The organism is Labilibaculum sp. K2S (assembly GCF_030372765.1).
GTDB lineage: Bacteria > Bacteroidota > Bacteroidia > Bacteroidales > Marinifilaceae > Labilibaculum.
Map to the genome: position 1 here is coordinate 112,759 of NZ_JAUCMW010000010.1, position 26,771 is coordinate 139,529.

The following is a 26,771-nucleotide window of genomic DNA, read 5'->3' on the forward strand; positions in this document are numbered from 1 at the left end:
TGAGAAATACGACAACTTTTTGTCTGGACAAGAAAAAAGGCCGGACTGAGGGCCTGGCCTTTTCAAAATAGCTGCTGTATGGATTTTCCAACATTCAATATTTGTTGTGTATCCCCTTCCAAAGAAAAATATTCCAAAAACCCCGAGCTGAAGCACGGGGCAATGAATGTTGTGTATACCCTCCAAAAGAAAAATATTCCAAAACCCCCGAGCTGAAGCACGGGGCAATGAATGTTGTGTGTGCCCTTCAAAATAAGAGCAACTATAACATTGCGCTAATCATTTAATTAATCAAATCAGTTGCGTGTACCCTTCAAAATAAGAGCAATTACAACGTATCAAGTAGAATCAAGGAGCTAAACGTTGTTGTGTATACCCTTCAAAATAAGAGCAATTACAACTTTAGGATTATTCTTTCAGTTTTTTCATGTGTTGTGTATACCCTTCAAAATAAGAGCAATTACAACAACACTAATTCAGTGTGGAGTAATTGACTAGTTGTGTATACCCTTCAAAATAAGAGCAATTACAACACAAGATTACAATCAAATTATCTTGAAAAGGTTGTGTATACCCTTCAAAATAAGAGCAATTACAACTTACTTCATTAGCATACTCAACCAATTCTGGTTGTGTATACCCTTCAAAATAAGAGCAATTACAACTTCAATCTCTACATTGTCATCAGAGTACTCGTTGTGTATACCCTTCAAAATAAGAGCAATTACAACGAAATGAACAAATGCCTGCCGATGGTAATAGTTGTGTATACCCTTCAAAATAAGAGCAATTACAACCTAGGTTTTATAAATGCCTTATTTGCAAAGGATAAACCGTTTTTTGCCGGGCAAAAAACGGAAGTATTTTCTACTATATAGCTAGTATGGCGTCAATTTTCTCATTGTAACGTTCTGCTATTTGTTGGGCAAAATTACTATTGTCCCACCGGGCAACAAACAAACTCATCGTTCTTTTTTGAGGGAATAAATTGTGCGAAAAACAATTCCGAACCCCATTTAAAAACAAAAATTCGTTTTCGTTTATTACCCCCTCTTTTGTAAGCCACTGCAAATAGGCTTTGTGCGGAATGTGTCCGTTTTTACAATCCTCATCTATAAAATTATCGGCACAATTGTTTGCAAGCAGCTTTTTTTCAAGTTCAAATGCCGCATCTAGAACCTTTTGTTTGGCTGCATTATAGGCCTCCAATTCGTTTTTTAGGTTTGGCAAGGCTATTTCGTTTTCGGTAAAATACTCGAACAACTCGGGCAGGCGCCGGTCGAAAACATATTTGTGCAGCATGCTGTGATCTTTTCGCTTGCGCTGATCGATAATTGTTCTTGTTATTTCGGCATTATTTTCGAACCACAATTTTCCGGTAACCGGTTCCTTCACCGTAATGGTCGCGTTTAAAAGAGTATCTATCTGGTTCAGTTTTAAGTTCAAATCCCGATCGGTACTCATCAGCTTTTCGAGCATCAGAAGCATTATCCGATCTTCTTCCTGCAACAAACGAATTTGTTTTTCGGAATTCGAAATGCTTCGCTTAAATACTTTTTCTACCTGACTGAACTTAATATCCGGCAAACTTCGGTCGGTTCTTTGTTCTATTCTTCTTGCATTTCGTTTTGCTCTAAAGGCTTTTTTTACACTATCGGAATAAAAATCGGCAAACATGGCATTCTCCTGCAGTTTAAAATTCACTTTCTCATCAAAAATAAAATACTCCCTTTCGGCATTGTAAAAGCTTTGTATGCTGTCGCCGCGCTTTTTCCACCAAATTTTTAAAAGCTCGTTGTATTTCGCCTCTGCAGGATACTCCACTGCGTGCGCTTCCAAATTATTTTGCAGCAAACGAGTTAGGGTTTCATCGAACAGGTTGGTTGGTAAATTGATCGGCGCTTTACCATCCCCTTTTACCTTTCCCTTTGTTACATTATACAGCCATTCATCCAGATTGTAGTTAGTTTTCTCTTTTAGCTGACGCAGTGTAAAAGGAACATTAGATAGATTAAATGGAATTCTTACCGTAGTAGATTCTTTACCTTTTTTATCATCCCATGCTAAATCGTAGAAGGTAGTATTCATCCATGAATCATCATTATAAGCATTCCTTTTCACTTTTTCCTGCAGGTATTTTGCATACAAGTCTTGCAAATAATTTAAGTTCTTAAAGCGAATATTTTTCAGGAAAGGATGTCCTCCAATATCATTAAGCATTAACTCTTTACTGATGAGATCAATAAACAGCGTTTTTTTTTCGGGATCGGCAAACAAAGCCAAACACTCCTGCATTTTATCGTAATAAAAAGAAGTGATTTTTTTCTTTTTATCGGTACTGATTACCATATCAACAATATCCTTTGCCAGAAAAGTAGCCATTTCGCCAATTTTTGGGATTTTCCCCTTTCCGGTTTTGGTAAATTTCTGATACGCCTTTAAGCGATCCATACCCTCGCGCTTCATTCGTTTAATCCTTTCGGAAATGGCTCGGTCGGCATCAATATCAACAATGCACAACCAGTAGTCTAAAATGCGTGTTGGTATTTGTTTGTGATTTAAATTGTATTGTGCCAGCACCTCATCCAAGGTTTTTTTACGTTTTCTTAAATAAGCCAATGCATTTGGCTTGTAGGCAGGATCTTTTTTCGAATCCGATCTTTTATTGAATTCATTCCAGTCGTTTGGCAATTTCGCCTTCACCTCATCAATAAACTGCTTATTGGTAATTTTACTGTTGCAGGCCAAAATAAAATCGTTGATCAGTTCTTCCGATTTTCCTTTCTCCAGATATTCCAACACAATAATTTTGGGCAGCTCGTGCAAACTCAAAAAGGCTTCGGGCAAAGCTTGCTTAAGGCTTTTCTTAATTTTCGATTCTGAATTCGGCCTATTGATTATTATCGATTTCGCACTATTGGTGTGCAAACCAATTTTATTGTTTTTTGTGTTGTAAAAGGGTGCGTATTGCTCAAAGCCCAGCGAATTTCCACCTTTGTCAATCTGTTTTAAGACTTCTTCCCCATCTTCAAAATCGCTTAGCTTTCCAAATGCTTTTACATTTTGCACAATGCTTCGTGGATACAATTCATTATTAACGGGCTTTTCGTATTCGTCAATGAGTAACTTCCCCAAGTTAATCTGGAAACGCAATTTGCTAAAGATATCCGTTTCGTCGATAAACTTTAATGCAAAATAAGAGAAGCGGTTGCTGTGTCTTATTTTTCGTGTAAGTGCCTCAATATACTTGTCGTAATCTTCAATAGCAAGCTTGTCATTCGTGCTGTTAACCAACAAGTTTTCACGTTTTAGCTTATCCAGACTTGGCTTGAATGCTTTCCTTTCCTCATCGGTAATTACGCTGTACAGTTCTTTGGGACATCGGTTCAGGGTATTGATTATATCCAGTGTGAGTGCCTGCTTTTTATCTTCGCTTACAAACCGATCGTGCGGCAGTTTAACACAAAAGGCCATTAACACCTCTCGTGTGGCAATAAAACTATTGAACTGCGTTCCTTTTAAGCCTTTAATTTTTCCTATAAACTGAAACGCATGTTCCCGCTCTAAAAACATAGAGATTAAAAAAACAAAACCATCAGTCGTTATTGTGTTATCCTGATTTACAAGTACACGTTCTTTTACAGGTTCAAAATCTTCATCGTTTAAAACGCCATTGAACCTCTCCTTTGTATATTCAATAGCCCGTGCAAAATTAAGCCTAAGTAATTCGGCAGCTTCTCCCGAAATTGTCGTTTTTCTTTTGTTCCCGTTTGCTATGGAATAGTAATGAGAGTAATCGTTTCTGAACTCTTGAATTTCGCTAAACAAACATCGTAGAGAAGCTGTCATTGCAGCAAAGTCTTTTCCTGTATTCCTATTATTCAGGTCGCCGGTTCTTTCCTGTTTTGGAAGACTCTCAAAGTCGAAGACTTTTACTATTGGCAAAAACTTAACTGCAATAGAATGAGCCAAATTCCAGTTGAGATGCTTTCTGTTGTTAGTGCATAAAAAACTATCCAGTATTTTTTCTTCATCAGAAAGAGTTGACAGTTTAATTTTATGGGCAACAGAATTGTTAATGCTAAAGATATTTAACCGCGCCATATTCAGATAGCCACCAAAATACTGCGGATCGTTTTCTACTGTTTTGTACACATTTAAGCCTTTATACTCTGTTTTTTCGATTGTTTCCATAGCACTAAATTTGTTTTAGGTGAGTAAAATAAGCCCAATACATTTTCATGACCATTCGTTTGCGATACCATTGGGCAAGCTGTGCCGAAACAAAAAGAATAGAGAACAATAATCCACCCAGGCAGAGTGCGGTAAATATATCCGGCTTGTTTAAATGGAGAGAAGTAATAAAATGCAAGGCAAACAAAAATACCTCCAATAAAAGAAGCAGGATGCAGGCCAGGGCTGTTTGCCGAAAGAAAAAATAAAAGCTTTGAAAGGTTTTAGGGTGTTCTATTTTGCCGTGATGCTCCAATTCGTAATACATACGGTCGTAAAACTCATCCTGCAAATATTCCGTTTCTTTCTGCTGGCCGGCTGTAAAATTATCGAAACCGGTTTTATTCAAAAAGATGTTTTTTCCGTACCATTCTTTTGCTTTCTCATTTAAGCTTTCGTTCATCAATTGGTGAAGAAACTCCATTTTTAAATAAAGAACAGCAACGGGCTTGTACATTCCCAAAAGCCGGTTGTACCATTTCTGTTGTACTAAATAGAAATTTGAAGCGTAAAGCGTGGCTCCAATTATAAGTGCAAAACACAATGTAATGCCAATGTTTATCTGCCAATTAAGCGCTCCGAACAATGTAGGTGTAAATCCATAAAGATTATTTATGACATTACAAAAAAACAAAAAGAGTACTCCGGGCAACAGCAACCCTAACAAATCGTAAAGTGAAAACTTTCCCATCCTATTTATTGTTTGATTTAACTTCGGCTTTCAGCGGAATATTTATTATCCGGCAAAACCAATTGCGAATCCGAATCTACAAAACAATAATTAGTTAACAAAAAAAATAATAGTGAATAAAAAGAAAATTGCTAAAACGATGACAGGTCTTCTACGCTGTCAGGAGTTAGCAATTGGTGAATGTAAAGTTGGAGAGCAAGTTAAATATTCAAACGGCTTGTCAATGATAATTTTATTTTTGTAGAGAATCCCATGTGTACATATACTCTTACCCAACTCATCTTATTTATTTTATGCGGCTAAAGCCTGTTTTTAAATTTCATATTATCAGTTGCTTAAAAGCAACTGCAATAGATGTTTTGTTTCAGCATCATTTTACTCCTTCAATACTATTCTTTTCTTACTATCAATTGCCTGAAGGCTATTGCAACAGATACCTGGCTTTTAGCAGGAAATCCTTTGTAATTTTATCTATTACAGTTTGGCTTTAGCCAACTGGATTAAAAATATTCCAACTAAATGTGATAAACTCGAATTAAAAGTTTGCCAATACTCCGGAAAGTCTTTGGTGCAGTTTCGTTTTTGCAGACACAAAAAAGACCGGGCATGATGCCCGGTCTGCAATTTTCATTCAGCGCTTCGCTTTTCGCTTAATCCTTATCTACCAATTTCATAGCAGCTTCGGTATAACGCTCTCCCGTATTGGGGTATTTCGCAATAATGGCTTCTATTTCGGCCACTTCGTTTGCTGTAAATTCAATATCTGTGGCTTTGGCGTTTAGTTCGAGATACCTGCGTTTTTTTGTTCCCGGAATTGGTATGATGTTATCGCCTTTCGCCATCAGCCATGCCAATGCCAGCTGGGCAGTATTGATGCTTTTACCGTATGCAAATTCATCCAGTGCTTTCATCAGATTCTGATTGTTGATTAAATACTCTCCCTGAAAGCGGGGTAAGTTCAAACGGATATCACTGGAAGCAATAGTATCCACATTAAAATTCTCGGTAAACATTCCTCTTCCCAAAGGTGAATAAGGAACAAATGTGATGCCCATTTCTGTAATTTCGGGCAGTACTTTCTTCTCTACATCTCTTGTTAAGAGGGAGTATTCACTTTGCAATGCCGAAATGGGATGTACTGCGTTTGCTCTTTTGATATTGGTAATGGACGCTTCTGAAAGTCCCAGATAACGAACCTTTCCCTCCTTTACAAGTTCCGCCATTGCTCCTACCGTTTCCTCAATCGGTACGTTCGGATCAACCCGGTGGGCATAGTACAAATCGATGGTTTCGATGCCCAATCGCTGCAGACTTAATTCCACAGCCTTACGCATGTATTTGGGTGAGCCGTCAAAACTACTGGCCAGCAAATTTTCACCGCCATACTTAAACCCAAATTTTGTGGCTATAAATATCTTGTCCCGGTTTGGTTTCAGCACTTTTGAAATAAGTTTCTCATTCGCTCCTCCACCATAAAAATCGGCAGTGTCCCAAAAATTAATCCCCAATTCCAATGCTTTGTGCAAAGTGGCGATACTTTCCTCATCTTTTCTTTCACCGTAAACATGCGACATCCCCATACAGCCTAATCCTATAGCAGAAAGCTGTTCTTCTGTTTTTCCTAATGTTTTGTATTGCATCTGATTCTAATTTTAAGTTTTTGCCATATAGCCTGTCCCGAACTTGTTTCGGGAGAACTTACCATATAATTATCTTCCTGTGTGTCACAATTACCAGTCATGGACATTTCATACTGATTGATTAAATAATTACCTGACAAAATTAGCCAGACTATTTTCAGAAAAATCAGAAAAATCAAACCAAAAACTATAAAATTCAAACAATTTGCATTCTAACTTCCCTGGGTGTCATTCCTGTTGCTTTCTTGTAAAAGTTATTAAAATAGGCAGCATACTCAAACCCCAGGCAATAGGCAATTTCTGCAACCGGCCAATCGGTATGAACCAGCAATTCGTTTGCCTCAATAATAATACGGCCTGAAATGTGTTCGGTAGTGGTTTTCCCGGTAACCTCTTTTACCGCTCTGTTAAGATGGTTGGTATGCACAGAAAGCTGACAGGCATAATCATTTGCCGATCTCAGTTTCAATTGATTCTGCATCGAATCAATGGGAAACTGCCGCTCCAGCAATTCCATGAACAGTGACGTAATACGGGTGGCTGCATTCTGCGTTTGCTCATAATTTTTTGCGGGCTCCATTCTAAGTGCATAATGAACAATCAGATGAAGGTAATTGCGAAGCACATCCTGCTTGTGAATGTACGAACCTTCATTTTCCAACATCATTTTCCGATACAAATCAGCAATTTCCTTCACGGCATTTTCATCCGGAAAATAAACCTTATCGTGTCCCAGCTGAAACATTGGAAGATCCGTAAGCAGCTCATCCCTCTGTTTTACAAAAACCTCATTGAAAATACAGAACCATCCTGTCTGTTCTTTGGAAATATTCTGCCAGTTATAGGGAATCAACGGATTCGAAAACAATAAAGCCGGCCTGTCTATGTAAATACTTTTATCGGCATAATCGAGCCTTCCTTCGCCCAATATCAAAGTTATTTTATAGTAATCTCTTCTTGAATAAGTGAGCGGTCCCGTACAGGATGACCGTTCAAAAACATTAATGTGAGGTTTGCTTAAAACCAGCTCCTGATCGGGCTTGTATTTTATTCTGTTGTAAAATTCGTTTAAATCTTCACTCTTTTCCATGAAGCCAAATTACAAAATTCAAACAAAACAAACGGGCATGAATTCCGCTTTTTTTATTTTCATCATTTATAAAGGATGTAATCAGGCTTGCTGCAATCCGGCTCTAACTACAGTTTTAAATCACCAACCGACCAAAGCCAACCGTGGTTTTCAACGCATTTAACAGCTTTTCTTTTAGTTCTGATAACTCCTGATCGTTGGGTCTGGTTTCTTCTGCATTTATTATTTTGCTGTCCATCGTCCAAATCGGTTTCAGTGGGTTGGGATCATCTTCATATCTGGGAATAATGTGCCAGTGCAAATGAGAAAATGCATTTCCCAACATTTCGTAGTTTATTTTTTTTGGTTGAAAAGCCAGATGAACAGCCTCGGCAACCTCACTCATTTCCTTTAAAAATTTCATCTTAAACTCTTCATCCAATTGATGCAGCTCGGTTTTGTGTTGTTTACAAAGCAATAAAACGTAGCCCTTAAAAAATTGAAAATCGCCCAAAACAACATAACCTGTTTCCAGTTCTGCCACAAAGTATGGGTTTTCATGATTTAGAATTTTTGAAATCCTTTCACAAACAAGACATTTATGGTGCATATTTTAAAATTTATGAATGAATAATTTTCGCTTATACCAAGGCAAAAAAGAAAAGGACAGCCGGGTTCCCCTGCATTTTTTTAACGAAGATAGCTGAAAAGAAACATTTATAGGATCAATTTTGATGTTAACCTGTTATGACTCTCTATTAAAATATTAAGCTCTCCTTAGTCTGCGGGGAGTTAATTTGAGAAAAAACATTCGGTAATTTCGTTTCTTATTGTTTTGCATCACCATAAAAACAGAAGTCAATATCAGAAGAATGGCCAAAGAACTTTTTAAGTCCATTACATCATTAAACACAAACACTCCTACCATAACTCCGGTAAGAGGTTCAAGAGTTGACAGAAGAGACGCATTCCCCGGACCGGTATATTTCATGCCCATATAGAACAAAACAACCGACAAAAAAGTAGACCAAAAGCTAAGATTTACGATATAAAATATGGACAGGATACCAGGATTTGTGTTGATATTATTTGTGAAGTAGCATTTGCCAAAGAACAAAATTGCAGAGATGCCAAAAATCCAAAAAGCAACGCTGTAAGGCGAAATTTTCCTTAACTCGGGATTGGCCATGCACAAAATGTAGATGGCGTAAAATAAGCCCGACACCAAAGCCCATAAAACACCTGTTGTATTAATCGCTGCACCACCGCCTAAGGATAACAAGGCAATGCCAATAATGGATAAAAAGAGAGCTGTTAATTTTTTCAGTGTAAATTTCTCTTTGTAGATGATGCCTGCAAAAACAATGGTGATAATGGGGTACACAAAATGAAGTGTGCTTGCCAATCCCGACGAAATATACTGATAGGATAAAAAAAGTGTGTAGGTGGTCATCATGGTTCCAACAAATGCGAGAATCAGCAGCAGAAAAAACTGTTTTTTATTGATTCGGATATTAATCTTTTTGTAGATACAAAACAAACCAATCAGCACAAATGCAAAACTGAATCTGTACAACAACAGGTTACTCACATCAAAACCTTCGGCATAGGTTTTAATGGCAAAAAAAGGCAGCAGTCCGAAAAATACTGCTGATAAAAGTACCATAATGGTTCCTTTTGTCTGTGTTCCAATCATTGCTCTCAATTCAATTTACTTTGCTGCAATGATAATAAATCCTTTGATACAAAATGTGAGACGCAGCTCTTATTTTTCAAGCCGGTTGCATTTTATTATGCAAAGCTTTCTCTCCCGGTATTCCTCTTCCACTGCCCCTGAATTTAAAGATGCAGAATTCGCGGTTTATGGAACGGCAGTATTCAATCAGCAAAAAAAAAGGATGTCCAATAACAAATGTTTAAAGCTCGATCAACATGAGGTTTTCAAGTGAAACTTTGCATTTCGGACACCTCCGTAAATTTTGATGTGACTGCATTTGCATCAACGATTGGGATGAAGCAATTCCATGGCAAATTCCGGTTCCTGTCCTTCAATCAACTCACCTACAATTTTTCCTGTTACGGGTGCAAGACTCATCCCCATCATGGCATGTCCGGCAGCAACAATCAGGTTTTGAATGTTTCGTGGCCGCCCAATGTATGGCAAACCATCATAACTAACCGGTCGTAATCCCTCCCAAATATTCAATCCATCGATGCCGGGTTGTTCGAATGATTGTATGGCTCCGGCAGTACGGTTTAACATGGCCTGTACGCGCTTGTGCCTGATCTGTCCGGGCTTGCCGTTAAATTCCATACCGCTCCCCAAACGAATGCCTCCGTTCATAGGTGTAACGGCAATTTTTGCTTCGCTAAGTATCAATGGTGTATTCAAATTCCATTTCGGAGTGGCCACATCCATACTGTATCCTTTTCCGGCAATCAAAGGCAGATTTACACCAATCGTTTTTGCCAGGGCTGATGAAAAAACACCTGCTGCCAAAACAATCTCATCGGCTGTAAACATGGCTTCCCGGGTATGTACTCCTGTTATTTTTCCTTTAAAAAGATCGAATTTACACGCTTTCGAATTGTGATGAAACACCACCCCTTGCTTAAGCAGGTATGTCTTCAGCCACAGCATGTATTTTTGCGGATTTAGGTGTCCGTCACTTTCGTACAAAACGGCTCCCTCTACAGTAAACTGAACATCCGGCTCCATTTCCCTTAGTGCCGAATCATCTATTTCCCGGGTTGAAATTCCCAAACCATTCGCAATATGAGCCAGTTCCAATTCTTCTTCCAATCCTTTTTGAGTGCTTGCCATCATCAGCAATCCTTTTTTTTCGAGTCCGACATCTACAGCCTGCTCTTCTACAATATCAGCGTAAAGCTGCCTGCTTTCCACATTCAATTGCAATAGTGCAGGCATCACTCTGTTTACATGACCGGAATTGGCACTGGCCATAAACTTCAAAAACCAAGGGGCGTTTTTCACATTAGCCAAAAGGGGAAGATGCACGGGACTTTTCTTATCGAAAAGCATGGTAAATCCCGATTTTAGCATTGCCGGCGACGCTATGGGAATAAAATGACTTGGCACTATCAAGCCGCAATTTCCATAGGAGCATCCGGAATGATCGTTCTCATCAGCAGCATCAATTACTTCAACTTCATGACCACTTCGAATCAGATAATAGGCACAGTGCAAGCCAATGGTACCCGCACCGACAATAAGTATTTTTTTTGCCATTCTTTCGTTTTACAATTTTCCAACAACTCTAAATCCATGTGCATAAGGATCTTCGTCGTCGATGATAATAGTATTGTATCCGGTAACCATTGCCCATCCTTCAATTGCCGGCACTATCGCATCATATTCTCCTATTTTCAGATGTTCTTCTACCGTTCCCACAAATTGACTTCCAATAATACTTTCGTGCAGAAACTTTGAACCAAGCTCCAGCTTTCCTTTGGAAAACCACTGTGCCATACGGGCCGACGTTCCTGTTCCGCAAGGGCAGCGATCAATGGCCCGTTCGCCGTAAAAAACAGCATTACGGGCATCGGCCTCAGGCGAAATGGTATTGCCTGTCCACAAAACGTGGCTAAGGCCTGAAATTTTTTCGTTCTCCGGATGTACAAAACTGTACTTTTCATTCAAAGCCGTTCTAATTGCTCCGCTGTAACTGATCAGCTCATCAGCAGTAAAATGATGCAAACCGGAGAAATTAGCCTGCTCATCGACAATGGCATAAAAGTTACCGCCATACGCAACATCCACAGTTAATTCGCCCAAATTAGGGCTGTCTACCTTCAAATCTGTTTTATACAAGAAAGATGGAACATTGATAATTTTTACAGAAGTTACTTTGCCTTTGTCGTTTTGAACGTAATGCGCCACAACAAGACCTGCCGGAGTTTCCAACATCAATTTTCCGGGAGTTTTAGGCAATACCAATCCCTCCTCAATCGCAATGGTTACTGTGCCAATAGTACCGTGCCCGCACATGGGAAGACAACCACTTGTTTCAATAAAAAGGATTCCTGCATCATTTTGCGGATTTTCGGGAGGAAAAATAAAGCTTCCTGACATCTGCTCATGTCCACGAGGTTCAAACATCAATCCATGTCTGATCCAATCGTATTCACGCAAAAAATGTTCACGCTTTTCGGAAATCGTTTTGCCTTGCAATTGCGGAACACCTCCTGCTACAACCCGAACCGGATTTCCACAGGTATGTCCATCTATACAGAAGAATGTTTTCTTTGCCATAGTTATTTCTTATTTTATCGGATCTTTTGTCCATTGATTATCAACCAATCGCCAAATCCCTAATGGATTGGTGTTTTTTAATTCCTCAGGAAGAAGATTCTGCGGAAAATCCTGATAACTAACAGGACGCACAAATCTTAAAATGGCAGAAACGCCAACCGAAGTAAAACGGGAATCAGTAGAAGCCGGATAAGGCCCGCCATGCTGCATGGCTGAACAAACTTCAACACCTGTAGGAACACCATTCAACAACAAACGCCCGCATTTCTCAAGCAAAGATGAAATCAAACCGGAATAATTATCCAGTTCGTCTTCATACGACCATAGGGTTGTTGTCAATTGCCCTTTTAAAGCTTCTACAACATCCAGAATTTGTTCTGTCGATTCACAAACCACAAGCAAACTAAAAGGACCAAAAATCTCTTCGTGCATAGATGGTTTTGCTATAAAATCGGTGGCTTTCACCAATCCCAAAACGGGAACTGCTTTTTCCGGATCTGTTGCACTCCCGCTCTTTCCCAGCACTTCAATCTCAGAGTGAGAAAGTATTTTATCGGTTCCCAACTGATAGTTGCGCAGAATTGATTCGCTGTACATTTCTGTACCCTCCGTATTTTTTACTTCGTGAACCAAATTCTCAATAAAATCATCAAATCCATCTGTTTTTGTTGTTATTAACAAACCCGGATTCGTGCAAAACTGACCAGCTCCCATATTTACTGATGCTACCAGTTTTGATGCAATGGAAGCATGATCATTTTTCAATGCATTTGGCAAAACAACAACAGGATTCACACTCCCCATCTCTGCAAACACAGGAATAGGCTCAGGTCTGCCGGCAGCCAAATTATACAAAGCACGGCCACCACGTTCCGAACCTGTAAAACCAACTGCTTTTGTTAAAGGATTCTTCACCAGTAATTCACCCGACTCGTATCCCGAATCTTCAATAAAACCAAATACTCCTTCTGGTAAACCGGATTTTTTCACCGCTTGTTTTATCGCGTTTGCAATAAGGGCTCCGGTTTTAGGATGCGCAGGATGGCCTTTAACCACCACGGAATTTCCACCGGCCAAAGCCGATGCTGTATCGCCGCCGGCCACCGAAAAAGCAAGTGGAAAATTTCCTGCACCAAATACAACTACAGGGCCAATTGGCACATGTAATTTGCGCAAATCCGGCTTTGGAAGAGGAGCTCTTTCGACATCTCCTACATCAATAACTGCATTTAGCCACGAACCTTCATCGAGCAAATCGGCAAACTTATCAATTTGCCCAACAGTCCTGTCCCGCTCACCTCTCACACGTCCTTCCGGCAAATTTGTTTCTTCCATCACTGTATGTATCAGGTCATCGCCAATGGCATAAATTTCCTTTCCGATAAGACGTAAAAACTTTGCCCGCTCCCGCCCCGAAAGCTTTTTATAAACTTTGAAAGCTCTGCCCGCAGCCTCCATTGTATTACTAATATTCGTTTGTAATCTGCTCATTTCTATTGTGATTAACAGGTTGATAAATCAGGACGGTTTTTTAATGCAATTTCAATGGTTTCAATTGCTTTTTGCCGTTCCGTTCCGGAAAGAATTTTTCGAGGTGAGCGCACATGCTCGGTTCCAATGCCTGCATAAACCTCTGCCAGTTTTATGTACTGTACCAGTTTCGGATCGATGTCCATCTCCAACAATGGCATAAACCATCGGTACAATTTCACAGCTTCATCAACTTTACCTGCTTTGGCCAAATCGAAAAGCACTACTGTTTCTTTAGGGAATGCACTCACCAAACCTGCAACCAGACCATCTGCTCCCAACAACAAGGCTTCTAAACAAATGGTGTCAACTCCACCCAATATTTTAAATCGATCGCCAAAAGCATTTCTCAAACGGGTAACATTCGTTAAATCGCGTGTAGATTCTTTTACAGCTTCAATATTAGACACATCCAGCAAAGCCTTGAACATTGGAATCGTAATTTCTATTTTATAATCAACCGGATTGTTGTAAAGGATGATGGGCAATGAAGTAGCATTGGCAACTTCTTTAAAATAAGCCACTGTTTCATCAGCATCGGCTTTATACAAAAGCGGAGGAAGCAGCATAAATCCATCAGCTCCATTTGCCTCAGCTAATTTTACTGCTTCAACAGCACGTTCGGTACTTGATTCTGCAATGTTCATCAACACCGGAACCTTATCGCGGTAAGGCTGTAAAACCTCCACTAATTTTAGCTTTTCGTCTACACTTAGTGTGCTCGATTCACCAAGTGATCCTCCGATAATTATTCCTGAAACACCAGATTCAATCTGAAAATCAATATTTTTTAAAAAAGCAGGAATATCCAACTCCCCATTCGCTTTAAACTTTGTTGTAACAGCAGGGTAAACACCTGTCCAGGTAGGTCTCATATTTTATAATTTTATAAATGAATTAATAACAATTCAAAAATAAAAGACTTACAGGTGTTTTATTTCGCTTATTTTATCAGAAGCTTGAACAATATTACCCACTATTATTATATTTGGATAAAATTCCGATATTATGATGCCATAAAACGAAAGCTGTTTAATTATTCTGATACAACATTCTGATCTTCGACATGCAAACAAGAGGATCGTTACATTCATTTGCCGGTACCATAAATCCTTACATACAAACACATGAAAGCAATTCGATTTGTCATTCCGAAAACCAGCGGGAACTCCTTTCGGCTTCAGTTGGATCAAAGTAAAAGATTCTACGATTCGATACATTATCATCCCGAACATCAGCTTACCACAATAATAGAAGGCGAAGGAACATGCTTTATTGGAAATCATGTGGAACGCTTCTCTCCAGGGAGTGTTTATCTAATCGGAAAAAATGTTCCACATGTATTTAAATCGGACCAAGCCTATTATGATCCTGATAACCAATTGACTTCCTTTGGTATTTCGATCTTCTTTAAAGAAGAAACCTTTGGCAGTCAATTCTTTGAAATTCCCGAAATGGCACACATCAAACGCCTGCTTAATCTGGCTCTTAACGGATTAAAACTGAAAGGTGAAGAAAGAGTGGAAATTTCTGAAAATATAGTAAAAACACAAAGACTGGAAGGATTTGAAAGATTCCAGCATTTGCTAAATATCCTTAATATTTTTGCAGTATCTGAAAGTCTCCATTCGCTTTCTACAGTGAGTTATAATTCACCCATCAAAGATTCCGACAACGAGCGGATCAATATCGTGTTTCACTATCTGTCAACCCATTTTCAGAAGGATATTAGCCTGGAAGAAATAGCCTCGGTTGCCAATATGACACCTAATGCATTTTGCCGCTATTTTAAACAAAGAACACGAAAACCATTTTCCTCTTTTTTAAACGAGATGCGTGTTGAATATGCCGGTAAACTGATTGCCGGCACCAAGCAAAATTTTGGAAACATTGCATTTGAAAGCGGCTACAACAGCATTTCCTATTTCAACCGTCAGTTTAAACGCATAACAGGCTGTACTCCTATAGAGTATCGTACTAAATTTGGGAAGTAGAAAATTTGATTGGTGAACTTAAGTGCTGCAATAATCACCAAAACCCCCTTTCCTTTCCGCTTTTAAGAAAATGAAGGAGGTTTTAATTTTTCATGAATCAAAAAACTTATTTGCCAGTGCTATTACAAATTGAAAGCCTCTTTAAGGTACATTCTTACATCCGTTTGTTCCCGTCCCAAAATACTCTCTAAAGTACCGTCAGCCATATTAAAATCATTATTCTTAATCCCTTTGGCAAACAAAACGGACATCAATACAATTTCTTCGGGCAAACCAAATTGCTTTAACATATCTTCAAATGCATCAGCTTCCGGACTGGTGTAATTTACTTTTTTGCCAGACAATGTGGTAAGTTCAGCTGCAATATCTGCAAATGAATAGGTTTTTGATGCCGTTAAGTGATAAGTTTTGTTTTCGTGTCCTTCACTTGCCAAAATAATTGCAATAGCTTCTCCCAGATCTTTTCTGACAGCAAAAGGCACTTTACCCTCACCTGCAGGAAAGAAAATACCTGTTTTCAAAACATCTTCACCTACAAACATTGGAATCACCTCTGCGTACAAACTATTTTGCAAAAAAGTGAATGAAAGCCCGCTTTCTTTTATGTAATCTTCTGTTTGAAAATGATCCTGAAGCAATGGCTGTAAAGGAGATGCTGCAATATCTTTCAATGTAACACCTGTGTATAAGATCTGTTTCACTCCTGCTTGTTTAGCAGCATCAACCACATTTTTGTGCTGACCGATTCTATCATTAAAATCACTTGATGAGATTAGCAAAACTTTATCGATGCCCTTCATTGCATTATTTAATGAATGAATATCCTGATAATTTCCGATATTAACAGTTACACCTTTTGCTTTTAAAGTCTGTGCTTTGGCTTCATCCCGAACTAAAATTGAAATTTGACTGGCGAAAACTTTTTTAAGTAGATTTTCAACTACAATATTTCCCAAATGACCTGTTGCACCAGTAACTAAAATTTTTTCCATCTTATATTTTATTTAAACTTACTATATAAAAGTTTTATACTTACTTTTGTATAGTAAAGATATATTAGTTTGTAAAAACGACCAATAAGGCACATCCTTGTTCCAAACTAACTTCAAGGTAACTATTGTTGATAATCAAAGGTCTATGATGGAAAAAAAAATTAAAAAAAGTGAATGGGATATTACAAATTGTCCTGTCAGAACGGTTTTAGATCGTTTTGGTGACAAGTGGTCTATTCTTGTATTGCTGATTTTAGGTGAAAAGCAGAAGTTGCGTTTCAATGAAATCAATAAAGAAGTTGGTTCGGATATATCTCAAAAAATGCTGACTGTTACACTAAGAAAATTGGAGGCTGACGGATTTATTTTCCGAACCATTTATCCGGAAATTCCTCCTAAAGTTGAGTACGAAATTACAAACTTAGGTAAATCACTTGTTCCCCATGTGGATAATTTAGCGAAATGGGCGGTTTCCAATATGCCGGCAATAAAAAAGTCCAGAGAAAAATTTAAAAAGTAATCAGATATCCGTTATGAATACACTGCCATTTGCCATGCAGTGTATCCCCAATAAAAGCCTGAAAATTGCAAACCGACAAGAGCAGAAGTACTAATTATTTCATGATGCCTCTTTGATTGAGCGCTTTCTGATATCTGCCCGCATTTTGATTGTGTTCCCGCAAAGATTTGGCAAACACGTGATACCCGTTAAATTCGGGACTGGCACAAAAATAGTAGTACTTGTGATTTTCGTAGTTTAGAACGGCTTCGATGCCCGAAATGGATGCCTGACGGATTGGTCCTGGCGGTAATCCACGATATTTATAGGTATTGTATGGAGAATCAATTGTTTTGTGTTTGTTAAGCACCCTACGAATGGTGAAATCGCCCAAAGCAAACTTTAAAGTTGGATCGGCATCCAATTTAATTTTACGGTTTAAGCGATTCATGTAAACACCTGCAACACGGCTTTTCTCATCATTCTTAATGGTTTCTTCATCGACAATTGATGCCAGCGTGCTCACCTGCATAGGCGAAAGCCCAATATTTTTAGCCTTTTGCAAACGCTCAGCATTCCAATACTTTACATACTCTTTATGCATTTTATCCACAAACTTTTCAGCATCTAAATTCCAATATACCTGATAGGTGTTGGGGATAAACATTCCTATAATGGTATGAGGTGAAAATCCGTATTTCTGCATTTTAGATTCGTCTTTTAACAACGATAGAATGCTAATTGAATCGGCCTCGATTTGAGCCGCTATTTTGCCCGCAAAATCTTCTAAAGTGCGGGTATTATTAAAAGTAAGATTGAGTGGTGTTTGAACGCCTGAGCGCAATAAATTTATTAATTCATTATTGCTCATGCCATTTTTAATTTCGTAACGCCCCGGGTGAATGTGATTTGCGAAATTTTTCTTCTCCATAACCCACTGAAATGAAGAGCTGTTTGTAAGACAGCCTTTTTCATTTAAAATTTGCAAAACATCTGCCTGATTCGAATGGGTGGGTATGTACAATAAGCTGGTTTCTTCTTCGCCCAAATTAATGTTTGCTGAAAAAATATCCTGATAAAGTTTAAAAAGTACCGATCCTGTTACAACTAATACAAGCATTACAGCAAGTACTAAAAACTTCCACTTTTTTGAACGGTTATCTTTCAGACGAAATAAATTGATCATTAGTTTGAATTAAAATAAATACAAGCCTAGGTCTGTAAAAATACAGAAATAATATTTTACAGATAAACTGTCTCCCAAAAATAGAAGAAATTGTTCTGATTTAAACGTTTACTAATCGTGAATTAGTACTCCCGAAGTGTAATTTAAGAATTCGACAGTTTCCTTGTCTGTAAAAATCAAAAAATCTACCTTTGATTGAATCACAAAAAATGACACAAACATGAATATTTCATCGAATTTTGATGGCGGTAAAATTGAAGTTATTGATGCTGCCAGTCCTCAAAACATACAGCTAAGCATCCCCAACGACACGAATTCTGAATTTTTTCAATGGTTCCATTTCAGATTAATGGGCGCAATGGAAGAATCTGTTAAAATGCGAATTACAAATGCCGGTAAAGCATCTTATCCGGAAGGATATGAAGGCTACCAAACTGTGGCATCCTACGATCGGGAGAATTGGTTTCGGGTTCCATCAAATTACGATGGCAACGAGTTGATTATTGAGCACACACCACTTTACAACTCGGTTTACTACGCATATTTCGCTCCTTACACCTACGATCAGCATCTAAATTTAATTCATCAGGCACAAATGTCACCGGAATGTGAATTGGTTTCGATTGGAAAAACGGTGGAAGGAAAAGACATTGATATGCTGATTGTTGGTGAAGCCGACGAAGCGAAAAAAAGCATTTGGGTAATTGCCCGTCAGCATCCCGGCGAGCCCATGGCCGAATGGTTTATGCAGGGTTTAATTGACCGCCTTTTGGATCAGGATGATCCAATTTCGAGAAGTTTGCTAAATAAAGCTGTTTTTTATTTGGTACCTAACATGAATATTGATGGCAGTATTGCGGGCAATTTACGCGTAAACACAAAAGGATTCAATTATAATCGTGAATGGGCCGAACCCTCAATAGAAAACAGTCCTGAAGTTTTCCATGTACGCAACTTAATGGACAAATATGGTTGTGATTTAAATCTGGATATCCACGGAGATGAAGCTTTACCTTATAATTTTATTTCGGGGATAGAAGGCATCCCTTCTTTCGATGAAAGATTGAAAAAATTAACAGAAAAATTCATTGGTTCATGGATTGCTACATGTCCTGATTTTCAGGATACTCAAGGCTATCCGAAGAACGAACCGGGAACAGGAAATTTAGCAATTTGCTCGAAACACATTGGAGAAAGATATAAATGTTTATCTTTGACAATTGAAATGCCATTCAAGGACAATAATGATTTACCAGACCCTGAATATGGTTGGTCTCCCGAAAGGAGTATTTTATTTGGAGAATCTGTTCTTCAGCCAATCTATCAAGTGGTGAATCACCTAAGATAATTAAAAGCATATACTACTAAGTATATTACTCGAAAGGCCCATGCTCAAGCTTCCGTGAGTGTGGGTCTTTTTTGTGGGGTAAATTCTGGTTTTTCTATTCCTCATCAAACAATTACTATTTAATCTTTTTGCCATAAATTCAAATAATGGCATCGAAATTGCGTTTTCCATTCTATCTGATTACTTTAAAACAAAAAATAAACGGACACATGGCGATTCCTTTTAGATATCAATTCTTACTTGTACTATTTTTCACCTCGCTTCATTTTGAAAGTTTCTCTCAAACCAAAGTTGATGAAATCATTTCGAAATACTCGACAAAATTTAACTCTTATGAGGATTTAACGGATAAAATAAAAATTGATTTTACCACAGATGAAGATAGGGCAAGGGCTGCCTTTGCATGGATTGCCATAAATGTTGAGTACAAAACAAAGGGAGTAAACAAGATTCAAAAAATCCGTTTTTCGTATACTTCGGACGAAGATTTGCAGACGCAAAAAGATCAGTTCAGAAGAGATCTGGCATTGGAAACAATACAGAGCCGCAAGGCTTTGTGTGAAGGATACGCAACGCTTTTTCAGGAAATCTGCAGCTTACTAAACATTGAATGTACAATAATCCCGGGCGCAGCAAAACGATTTATTTCCGAAATAGGAAACAACAATTTGCCTTCGAATCATGCATGGAATGCTGTAAAAATTAATGGAAAATGGAAGCTTGCAGATATTACCTGGGCTGCGGGTTCTGTTGACTACGCCAAAATGGAATTTCGGAAAGAATATACTCCTGCTTATTTCGATAGTGATCCAAAGGAATTTGCCATGAAACATTACCCTGATAATCAGGAATGGTTACTGCTAAATAAAGAATTTACCCGGGAAGAATTTGCACTTCAACCTGCCATTTTTAATGAATTCATCGGCAAAGACTACCAAATAATCAGTCCGGAAAATGGATTAATATCAATCAGAAAAGGAAATGATATTGCCTTTTCAATTGCAAATGTTCCAAGTGGCATTCCGATTGCTTATCACTTTAAAAGTGAAAAATTTGGTCAACTCGTAAAACCTATTCTAAAAAAGAACATCATTAACTTCTCAGTACCCGTAAACTCGAAAGGTAAAGATGAGTTGATCATTTACTTCAACAACCAGCCGGTTCTGGGGTATAAAGTGAGTATAAGATGAAACTTTAAAACTCCAAATTACAACTAAACAAAAAGCTTTCCCATGATGGAGAAAGCTTCTTAATAATCCAAATAAATATATAGACGCTGACAGGTTTAATTCTCGTCTCTGAAAAACAGTTTGTAGTAACTTAAATCACGAGCAGCATCGTACCCCTTTTCTATGAATTTTCGTTGTCCGTGAATGTAAACATGAAAGTTTTTATCCAATTTTAAAATGTGTTTAAAGTGCTTTTGCTCTCCTTTTACAGCATCGTTATTAATTGTGAATTCTGGTGTAACTGTTGTTCCCTGTTCATTTTGGTAATAGGTTTTGTACTCATCAAAGGCAGTGGCCACCTCAGGCTGTTCAATCACTTCCTTTTTAAATAATTCCTCGTTGAACAGCTTTTTATCCTTAAAAAAATTGATTGATTTGTTCATTAAATCGATCTGATCAGCCTTGGCAACCTCATTCTCGTCATTGTACACATCACCAATAAAACCTTTGCACATATCCAGATAATTTTGGGTATGATAGAAATTATCTTCGCGAAGTTTCAAATTCAAAAAGTCCTCTTTCCAGTACAAAGCCTCTTTGTTCGAATTGGTTTTATCTACAATACAAACTTTGAATCCTTTTTCCTTTTCGGAGTTGAAAATCAGGCAGCCTTTGTCCAATTTCTTGATATTGATTCCATTTTCACATCCCAACTCAAAATTATCCTGCTTTTGGTACACCTTTAAAAAAGTGTCTTTATTTTCTGATTTAAAAATACCCAACGCATCGCAAACTTCTCCATCAACCACGCAATTAGAGAAGCCCACCAAATAAAATTCGCCACCCTTTATATTCGGATGATTCGATTTTTCGTACAAATGAACGGCGATATTGGTTGACTGATCGTAAAAGGAAACATTCTCCTCGAAATACTCCGAAGCATAACAAAACACCTCATTCATATTCAAATCGGTATCATGTTGGAAATTATAGAATTCCTCCTTATTAAAGGCTGTTAAAAAATACTTTAGCAGGATATCCTTAACATCATCATCTTCCAATTGAATTTCTGATTTAGAAAGCTTCAAATCTTCATCGTGATGTTTATTTCCTACATTGTGAACCACAATACGGTCCAAATTTATATCTTCAAAGTTGAACATGCTTTTCCTTTTTTTAATCCGGCGATAAAGATACAGACTTTCGGTAAATAATTTTTTCCTTTTAACTTATCATTTACATTTAGTAGATTTATCAAAACTAGATATTAAAATATGACTAAGTACACATTTTTGTCAGTAACGATTTTGCTTTTTTCATTAACAGGTATAAAAGCACAACAGGTTGAAAAACAATCAAAATTGGGCGTACACTATTTGGAATATGTACCAAGTATGAAGCAATCGGAAGCAAAACTTCCTTTATTGATTTTCCTGCATGGAATGGGTGAGCGGGGAAATGATTTAAGCAAGGTGAAATTTCATGGCCCTCCTTCTTTTCTGGATAACAAAAAAGATTTCCCATTCATTTGCATCTCACCACAATGTCCTGATACAACTTATTGGAACAAAGACTTACTTCTTCCCTTTTATGACGAAATAATCAATAAATATCCGGTTGACAGAAATAGAATTTACATTACGGGCTTGAGTATGGGTGGTTTTGGAACCTGGGCATCGATTATTGCCAAACCAAATCTTTTTGCTGCCGCAGTTCCAATTTGTGGTGGTGGCGACACGACTAAACTGGAAACAATAAAATCGCTTCCGATTTGGGTTTTTCATGGTGCTAAAGATGATGTAGTACCACTCATCCGCTCGAAAGAAATGGTAGATGGATTAAAAAAATTGGGAAGCAGTGTGAAATTCACGGTTTACCCTGAAGCGACTCACAATTCATGGACGGAAACCTATAATAATCCGGGATTATACGATTGGCTTCTACAACAAAAAAGAAGTAAGATTTTACTGATCCTAAATAATCGTTAAAGGTTACTTAAGACCAGTTATCCCGTTTTGAAACAAGTTCGCAGAAAAACTATTTCTTTCCTCTCCTCCTTTGCTTTTGATACATTATATATCCGGTAAGCAAGATCCATAAAATACTGATTCCAGCCAATGGGATAAAAAGAATATAAAACTTTCCAAAGATGTATTGGTAAATTCTTCCGGTATGAATTTCCAAACACAAATTCCAAAGTGAAATTGGTGATTGCTGAATATTTATAGGCATCGGAGCAAAACCAGAATTATCACTTAAATTTCCTGCCCCAAAATTGTAATCAAACAAAATTTCTTTTCCTTTTGCATCTTTTAAATACCCGGCAATAGGATGTGATGAAATTGGTGCTCCCAAGGTTTTAATCGGAACATATGGCTTTTTAGTAATGTAATTGAAAACCATTCCTTTTTCAGGGATCCAATAAAAAAGTCCACTAAACGATCCAACCAAATAACTCCCGCTATTTGCTTTCTCGAAAACATTCACTCCCATTACTGAAATTGGAGGCTGCACGATAAAGGCCTTAGGAGCAGAAATAAAATCATCATCAGAATAATACACACTCTCATTGGTTGCCAATAGAATTCGGTCCAATTCTTCATCGTACATTATTCTGCGCAGCTCATCGTACCAAGGATTGGGGTTGTTCAAATGTGTAAATGGAATTTTAGCTACTCGATTCGAGACTATTGCAATTAATAAAGGTGGACGCAAAAACATCCCCGTTAGAGTGGTTAAGACAAGAAAAATCATTAACCAATTCCCGAAATGATTGTGCCATTTCAAATTAAATTTCAGAAATTTAATCTTCCTCTTAGCATCTTTACTTTTCTGTTTTAACTTTTTTATCCATTTGGGATAGATAAAATACACCAAACCACTAACACACAGAAAAATAAAAACAAGACCAATAAAATCAACAAACAACTGCCCTATTATACCAAAAGCCTCACCACTATGAACTTCCCAAAGAGTTTTAAACAAACTGATCTTATTGTCGTAATTCTGATCTGGCTGCAAATTTACGATCTCAAAACCAATCTCTGTTTTTTTCAACAAGTGAGAACGTGTCAAAACAAATAGTTGATTCTTAATTTCCATCAAATCAACAACTCTCGCCTCTAAAACAGGTAAGTCAATATTTTCCCAATTTTCACTTTGCGGATTGTAGTAAAAAAGACCAAATAATGTTCCTGCATAAACCTCACCCGAACTGGATTTAATAAGTTTCTCTATTTTCCGGTTATCGATTCCTGACATTAAGCCGGAATTGAAATCCTGAAATGTTTTTAAATTATCTGTAGTTTTCCAGATTCCGATATTGCCATAAATTAATGCTGTATCTCCTTGAATTGTAACTGCTGATTTTACCGCTGCCTTATTCCAATTTGAATACTGATACTCACTGCCCAAATATTTTCGATCTATATCAACAGAAGAAAATACTCCCCGGTGATTCATTACAATACCCGATATTGCGAATAATAAAATAAAGAAAGTCAATGCCAAAGAAGGCCATTTATGGTACTTATTTAAGAATTTCATTGTTTTAGCTCGATCCATAACTACATATAACATTACACTAATTGTCCCCCAAACGGCAACAAAATCAAGTAAAAAACTGCCTAATGCAGAGTTTAAATCATCTACATTAGGCAGCTAATCACCCTAACAAACTACTATTTAACAAAGCCTAAAAAATTCAAAAAGAGTTCCGATCGCATTTCTCCTCTATCAATCTTCACACACGAAACACCTTCCTAATTCTCAATTTATTTTTAGTTTAAAAACATTTTCATGTCTTCGTCAACCGTTCCGATCCCAGCTATTCCGAAAGTATCAATTAACACTTTAGCTACATTTGGAGAAAGAAAAGCTGGTAGTGTTGGTCCTAAGTGAATGTTCTTAACTCCTAATGACAGAAGAGCTAACAATACAATAACAGCTTTTTGCTCGTACCATGCAATATTGTATGCAATTGGTAGATCATTGATATCGTTTAGTTCAAATACTTCTTTCAATTTCAAGGCAATAACAGCCAGAGAATATGAGTCGTTACACTGCCCTGCATCCAATACTCTTGGAATTCCACCAATATCACCCAACTCTAATTTGTTGTAACGGTATTTAGCACAACCTGCAGTTAAAATTACGGTATCTTTTGGTAAAGCAGCAGCAAATTCGGTATAGTAATCACGACCTTTCATACGACCATCACAACCTGCCATTACAAAGAATTTACGGATAGCTCCTGTTTTCACAGCATCAACAACTTTATCAGCCAATTGCATCACCTGGTTGTGAGCAAAACCACCTACAATAGTTCCGTTTTCAATCTCTGTTGGAGAAGCACAGTTTTTTGCTAATTCAATAATTTCAGAGAAATCTTTCTTCCCATCTTCACCAGCAGTAATGTGCTTGAATCCTGGGAAACCAGAAGCTCCTGTTGTGTATACTTTATCCTGGTAAGTAGATGTTGCTTTAGGAGGAACAATACAGTTGGTTGTAAACAAGATAGGTCCGTTGAAAGTTTCAAACTCTTCGTTTTGCTTCCACCATGCATTTCCGTAGTTACCTATAAAGTGCTTGTATTTTTTAAATGTTGGATAGTAGTTAGCTGGCAACATTTCAGAGTGAGTGTAAACATCAACACCAGTTCCTTCAGTTTGCTTCAACAATTGCTCCATATCTTTCAAGTCATGACCCGAAATCAAGATGCCCGGCTTATCGCTTACTCCGATATTTACTTCAGTAATTTCAGGATTACCGTAAGCAGTTGTATTTGCCTCATCAAGAACAGCCATAGCAGTAACACCATTAGCACCACATTCCATAACCAAAGCAACCAATTGATCAGCAGATAATGTATCATCAGTAGTTGCTTGTAAAGCTTTCTGCATAAATGCATACATTTCAGCTTTCTCAAGACCTAAATTGTAAGCATGCTCAACGTAAGCAGCAAATCCTTTCAAGCCATACAACAACAATTCCCTTAATGAACGAACATCTTCATTTTCGGTAGACAAAACACCAATAACCCGGGCTTTTGCATCAAAATCATTCTCTTTATCAGCAAACCATGTTGCAGAGTGGTGAAGGTTTTCAAAAGTAACACCAGCCGCTTCAGCCTGAGTTTTAATTTCTTCGCGTAATTTAAGACCTTCGCGAATAGCGGCAATAAATTTTACTTTATCAAAATTAGCATTAGTAATAGTCATAAATAAACCAGTCATGATGAAGTTGTTCACTTTATCATTCTCAACACCAGCTTCACGGGCTTTGGTACTAAAAACTGAGATTCCTTTCATCACATACATCAGCAAATCCTGAATGTTTGCAACCTCATCGGTTTTTCCACAAACACCTTTAATTGTACATCCGGTTCCTTTTGCTGCCTCTTGGCACTGATAACAAAACATAGCCATAATAATATTTTTTAATGTTATAAATTTGATTATTTCAGTAACAAAATTGAGAAAGAGCAAACTAAATAATTTCTGAAAAGAAATCCGATTTCCTCTTTCAATACCACAAAGATGCGACAGGATGATAGCAAAAAGTGTAACGGATGTTACAAACATGAAAATAATTCAGATTTTTTCATCTCTTTATCCCCATTACTGAATTTGGACAAAAAAAATCCCAACCTAAACAGATTGGGATCCTATATTTTAAATTTACTCTTACATCAAATCTTTGCAATTCCTTTTGAGTTCTTCCTTTAGCTCACACTTACATTCAATGTAACTTGCCAACTGTTTATCAGACAGAACGTCTTTCATTTCGAATTCTTTACGTTTCAAACTATCACGAACTGCCTGCATACAAGGAAATCCATCCTTCTCCATCGTCAGCTTTTCAATTTCTTTTTCATACTTCAAATTTAAAACCTCGATCCGGGTAATCTGTTCCGCAGACAAATCCAATTTCTTCTCCATCCAGGATGTAATTAGATTTGCTCTTTTTTCAGCCAAAGAATTGTTTTTGGCACTCACAGTACCGCTCATCATCACAAATAGTAAAATCAAACTTCCTGCTACAATCTTCATATACTGATTTTTAATATTCACTTCAATCAAACAGCTATAATAACGGCTGATTAAATAAAAAGTTGTTAAAACAATCGAAATTTAAATATTTTTAACG

The 26,771-nt window shown here is 37.6% G+C and carries 21 protein-coding genes and 1 CRISPR repeat array; of the genes, 5 read left to right on the forward strand and 16 right to left on the reverse strand.

Features of this window, described 5'->3' with window-relative positions:
• Positions 1 to 233 precede the first annotated feature (233 nt).
• A CRISPR array of direct repeats spans positions 234 to 797; the repeat unit is 36 nt; unit sequence GTTGTGTATACCCTTCAAAATAAGAGCAATTACAAC.
• Positions 798 to 870: 73 nt separating this feature from the next.
• The 10 genes from cas13b to QUH73_RS12810 all read right to left on the reverse strand — a co-directional run bounded on the left by cas13b (position 871) and on the right by QUH73_RS12810 (position 14,311).
• Positions 871 to 4,194: a type VI-B CRISPR-associated RNA-guided ribonuclease Cas13b gene (gene cas13b, locus QUH73_RS12765; protein ID WP_289530826.1), complete on the reverse strand. Its 3,324-nt coding sequence runs from the start codon at positions 4,192 to 4,194 to the stop codon at positions 871 to 873.
• Between the two features lie 4 nt (positions 4,195 to 4,198).
• Entirely contained in the window at positions 4,199 to 4,924 is a 726-nt protein-coding gene (gene csx27 / locus QUH73_RS12770; protein ID WP_289530827.1) for a type VI-B CRISPR accessory protein Csx27, read from the reverse strand.
• A 650-nt stretch (positions 4,925 to 5,574) separates the two neighbouring features.
• The gene (locus tag QUH73_RS12775; protein ID WP_289530828.1) at positions 5,575 to 6,564 is read right to left on the reverse strand and encodes an aldo/keto reductase; all 990 of its coding nucleotides are present in this window, start codon (positions 6,562 to 6,564) and stop codon (positions 5,575 to 5,577) included.
• Between the two features lie 196 nt (positions 6,565 to 6,760).
• Positions 6,761 to 7,654: a helix-turn-helix domain-containing protein gene (locus QUH73_RS12780; RefSeq protein ID WP_289530829.1), complete on the reverse strand. Its 894-nt coding sequence runs from the start codon at positions 7,652 to 7,654 to the stop codon at positions 6,761 to 6,763.
• Between the two features lie 115 nt (positions 7,655 to 7,769).
• On the reverse strand, positions 7,770 to 8,243 hold the full coding sequence (locus tag QUH73_RS12785) for an HIT family protein (RefSeq protein WP_289530830.1): 474 nt from the start codon (positions 8,241 to 8,243) through the stop codon (positions 7,770 to 7,772).
• A gap of 156 nt (positions 8,244 to 8,399) precedes the next feature.
• The gene (locus QUH73_RS12790) at positions 8,400 to 9,329 is read right to left on the reverse strand and encodes a DMT family transporter (RefSeq protein WP_289530831.1); all 930 of its coding nucleotides are present in this window, start codon (positions 9,327 to 9,329) and stop codon (positions 8,400 to 8,402) included.
• Positions 9,330 to 9,632: 303 nt separating this feature from the next.
• Entirely contained in the window at positions 9,633 to 10,883 is a 1,251-nt protein-coding gene (locus tag QUH73_RS12795; protein WP_289530832.1) for an NAD(P)/FAD-dependent oxidoreductase, read from the reverse strand.
• 9 nt (positions 10,884 to 10,892) lie between these two features.
• Entirely contained in the window at positions 10,893 to 11,906 is a 1,014-nt protein-coding gene (locus QUH73_RS12800; RefSeq protein WP_289530833.1) for a 4-hydroxyproline epimerase, read from the reverse strand.
• Positions 11,907 to 11,915: 9 nt separating this feature from the next.
• Positions 11,916 to 13,397 (reverse strand): aldehyde dehydrogenase (NADP(+)), encoded by a 1,482-nt coding sequence (locus QUH73_RS12805; protein WP_289530834.1) that lies wholly within the window; start codon positions 13,395 to 13,397, stop codon positions 11,916 to 11,918.
• Positions 13,398 to 13,408: 11 nt separating this feature from the next.
• Positions 13,409 to 14,311 (reverse strand): dihydrodipicolinate synthase family protein, encoded by a 903-nt coding sequence (locus QUH73_RS12810; RefSeq protein ID WP_289530835.1) that lies wholly within the window; start codon positions 14,309 to 14,311, stop codon positions 13,409 to 13,411.
• A gap of 252 nt (positions 14,312 to 14,563) precedes the next feature.
• Here QUH73_RS12810 and QUH73_RS12815 point away from each other — a divergent pair, with 252 nt between their 5' ends.
• On the forward strand, positions 14,564 to 15,430 hold the full coding sequence (locus tag QUH73_RS12815) for an AraC family transcriptional regulator (RefSeq protein ID WP_289530836.1): 867 nt from the start codon (positions 14,564 to 14,566) through the stop codon (positions 15,428 to 15,430).
• 122 nt (positions 15,431 to 15,552) lie between these two features.
• Here the strand turns inward: QUH73_RS12815 and QUH73_RS12820 are convergent, their stop codons facing one another.
• Entirely contained in the window at positions 15,553 to 16,422 is an 870-nt protein-coding gene (locus tag QUH73_RS12820; protein ID WP_289530837.1) for an SDR family oxidoreductase, read from the reverse strand.
• 145 nt (positions 16,423 to 16,567) lie between these two features.
• On the opposite strand from QUH73_RS12820, the gene QUH73_RS12825 reads away from it, so the two are divergent.
• Positions 16,568 to 16,942 carry a winged helix-turn-helix transcriptional regulator gene (locus QUH73_RS12825; protein ID WP_289530838.1) on the forward strand — a complete coding sequence of 125 codons (375 nt, stop codon included), beginning with the start codon at positions 16,568 to 16,570 and terminating at the stop codon, positions 16,940 to 16,942.
• A gap of 94 nt (positions 16,943 to 17,036) precedes the next feature.
• On the opposite strand, the gene mltG is transcribed toward QUH73_RS12825, so the two are convergent.
• Positions 17,037 to 18,107: an endolytic transglycosylase MltG gene (gene mltG, locus QUH73_RS12830; protein WP_289530839.1), complete on the reverse strand. Its 1,071-nt coding sequence runs from the start codon at positions 18,105 to 18,107 to the stop codon at positions 17,037 to 17,039.
• A 220-nt stretch (positions 18,108 to 18,327) separates the two neighbouring features.
• On the opposite strand from mltG, the gene QUH73_RS12835 reads away from it, so the two are divergent.
• A complete protein-coding gene (locus tag QUH73_RS12835; RefSeq protein ID WP_289530840.1) occupies positions 18,328 to 19,455 on the forward strand; it encodes a M14 family metallopeptidase in 1,128 nt (375 codons plus the stop codon).
• Positions 19,456 to 19,601: 146 nt separating this feature from the next.
• Entirely contained in the window at positions 19,602 to 20,645 is a 1,044-nt protein-coding gene (locus tag QUH73_RS12840) for a transglutaminase domain-containing protein (RefSeq protein WP_289530841.1), read from the forward strand.
• Between the two features lie 95 nt (positions 20,646 to 20,740).
• Here the strand turns inward: QUH73_RS12840 and QUH73_RS12845 are convergent, their stop codons facing one another.
• A complete protein-coding gene (locus QUH73_RS12845) occupies positions 20,741 to 21,787 on the reverse strand; it encodes a nucleoid-associated protein (protein WP_156196887.1) in 1,047 nt (348 codons plus the stop codon).
• Between the two features lie 111 nt (positions 21,788 to 21,898).
• Here QUH73_RS12845 and QUH73_RS12850 point away from each other — a divergent pair, with 111 nt between their 5' ends.
• The gene (locus tag QUH73_RS12850) at positions 21,899 to 22,612 is read left to right on the forward strand and encodes a prolyl oligopeptidase family serine peptidase (RefSeq protein WP_289530842.1); all 714 of its coding nucleotides are present in this window, start codon (positions 21,899 to 21,901) and stop codon (positions 22,610 to 22,612) included.
• 49 nt (positions 22,613 to 22,661) lie between these two features.
• Here the strand turns inward: QUH73_RS12850 and QUH73_RS12855 are convergent, their stop codons facing one another.
• The 3 genes from QUH73_RS12855 to QUH73_RS12865 form a co-directional block, all read right to left on the reverse strand.
• The gene (locus QUH73_RS12855; protein ID WP_289530862.1) at positions 22,662 to 24,284 is read right to left on the reverse strand and encodes a PepSY-associated TM helix domain-containing protein; all 1,623 of its coding nucleotides are present in this window, start codon (positions 24,282 to 24,284) and stop codon (positions 22,662 to 22,664) included.
• Between the two features lie 119 nt (positions 24,285 to 24,403).
• Positions 24,404 to 26,050 (reverse strand): hydroxylamine reductase, encoded by a 1,647-nt coding sequence (gene hcp / locus QUH73_RS12860; RefSeq protein WP_289530843.1) that lies wholly within the window; start codon positions 26,048 to 26,050, stop codon positions 24,404 to 24,406.
• A gap of 258 nt (positions 26,051 to 26,308) precedes the next feature.
• Positions 26,309 to 26,674: a hypothetical protein gene (locus tag QUH73_RS12865; protein WP_289530844.1), complete on the reverse strand. Its 366-nt coding sequence runs from the start codon at positions 26,672 to 26,674 to the stop codon at positions 26,309 to 26,311.
• Positions 26,675 to 26,771 lie beyond the last annotated feature (97 nt).

Bases quoted from the DNA above. Each gene is read 5' to 3' on its own strand.
- QUH73_RS12825 (WP_289530838.1), top strand. From the start codon at position 16,568: ATGATGGAAAAAAAAATTAAAAAAAGTGAATGGGATATTACAAATTGT.
- QUH73_RS12790 (WP_289530831.1), bottom strand. From the start codon at position 9,329: ATGATTGGAACACAGACAAAAGGAACCATTATGGTACTTTTATCAGCA.
- QUH73_RS12780 (WP_289530829.1), bottom strand. From the start codon at position 7,654: ATGGAAAAGAGTGAAGATTTAAACGAATTTTACAACAGAATAAAATAC.
- QUH73_RS12835 (WP_289530840.1), top strand. From the start codon at position 18,328: ATGAATATTTCATCGAATTTTGATGGCGGTAAAATTGAAGTTATTGAT.
- QUH73_RS12775 (WP_289530828.1), bottom strand. From the start codon at position 6,564: ATGCAATACAAAACATTAGGAAAAACAGAAGAACAGCTTTCTGCTATA.
- hcp (WP_289530843.1), bottom strand. From the start codon at position 26,050: ATGGCTATGTTTTGTTATCAGTGCCAAGAGGCAGCAAAAGGAACCGGA.
- QUH73_RS12815 (WP_289530836.1), top strand. From the start codon at position 14,564: ATGAAAGCAATTCGATTTGTCATTCCGAAAACCAGCGGGAACTCCTTT.
- QUH73_RS12840 (WP_289530841.1), top strand. From the start codon at position 19,602: ATGGCATCGAAATTGCGTTTTCCATTCTATCTGATTACTTTAAAACAA.
- cas13b (WP_289530826.1), bottom strand. From the start codon at position 4,194: ATGGAAACAATCGAAAAAACAGAGTATAAAGGCTTAAATGTGTACAAA.
- QUH73_RS12785 (WP_289530830.1), bottom strand. From the start codon at position 8,243: ATGCACCATAAATGTCTTGTTTGTGAAAGGATTTCAAAAATTCTAAAT.
- QUH73_RS12800 (WP_289530833.1), bottom strand. From the start codon at position 11,906: ATGGCAAAGAAAACATTCTTCTGTATAGATGGACATACCTGTGGAAAT.
- mltG (WP_289530839.1), bottom strand. From the start codon at position 18,107: ATGATCAATTTATTTCGTCTGAAAGATAACCGTTCAAAAAAGTGGAAG.
- QUH73_RS12850 (WP_289530842.1), top strand. From the start codon at position 21,899: ATGACTAAGTACACATTTTTGTCAGTAACGATTTTGCTTTTTTCATTA.
- QUH73_RS12845 (WP_156196887.1), bottom strand. From the start codon at position 21,787: ATGTTCAACTTTGAAGATATAAATTTGGACCGTATTGTGGTTCACAAT.
- csx27 (WP_289530827.1), bottom strand. From the start codon at position 4,924: ATGGGAAAGTTTTCACTTTACGATTTGTTAGGGTTGCTGTTGCCCGGA.
- QUH73_RS12865 (WP_289530844.1), bottom strand. From the start codon at position 26,674: ATGAAGATTGTAGCAGGAAGTTTGATTTTACTATTTGTGATGATGAGC.
- QUH73_RS12820 (WP_289530837.1), bottom strand. From the start codon at position 16,422: ATGGAAAAAATTTTAGTTACTGGTGCAACAGGTCATTTGGGAAATATT.
- QUH73_RS12805 (WP_289530834.1), bottom strand. From the start codon at position 13,397: ATGAGCAGATTACAAACGAATATTAGTAATACAATGGAGGCTGCGGGC.
- QUH73_RS12795 (WP_289530832.1), bottom strand. From the start codon at position 10,883: ATGGCAAAAAAAATACTTATTGTCGGTGCGGGTACCATTGGCTTGCAC.
- QUH73_RS12810 (WP_289530835.1), bottom strand. From the start codon at position 14,311: ATGAGACCTACCTGGACAGGTGTTTACCCTGCTGTTACAACAAAGTTT.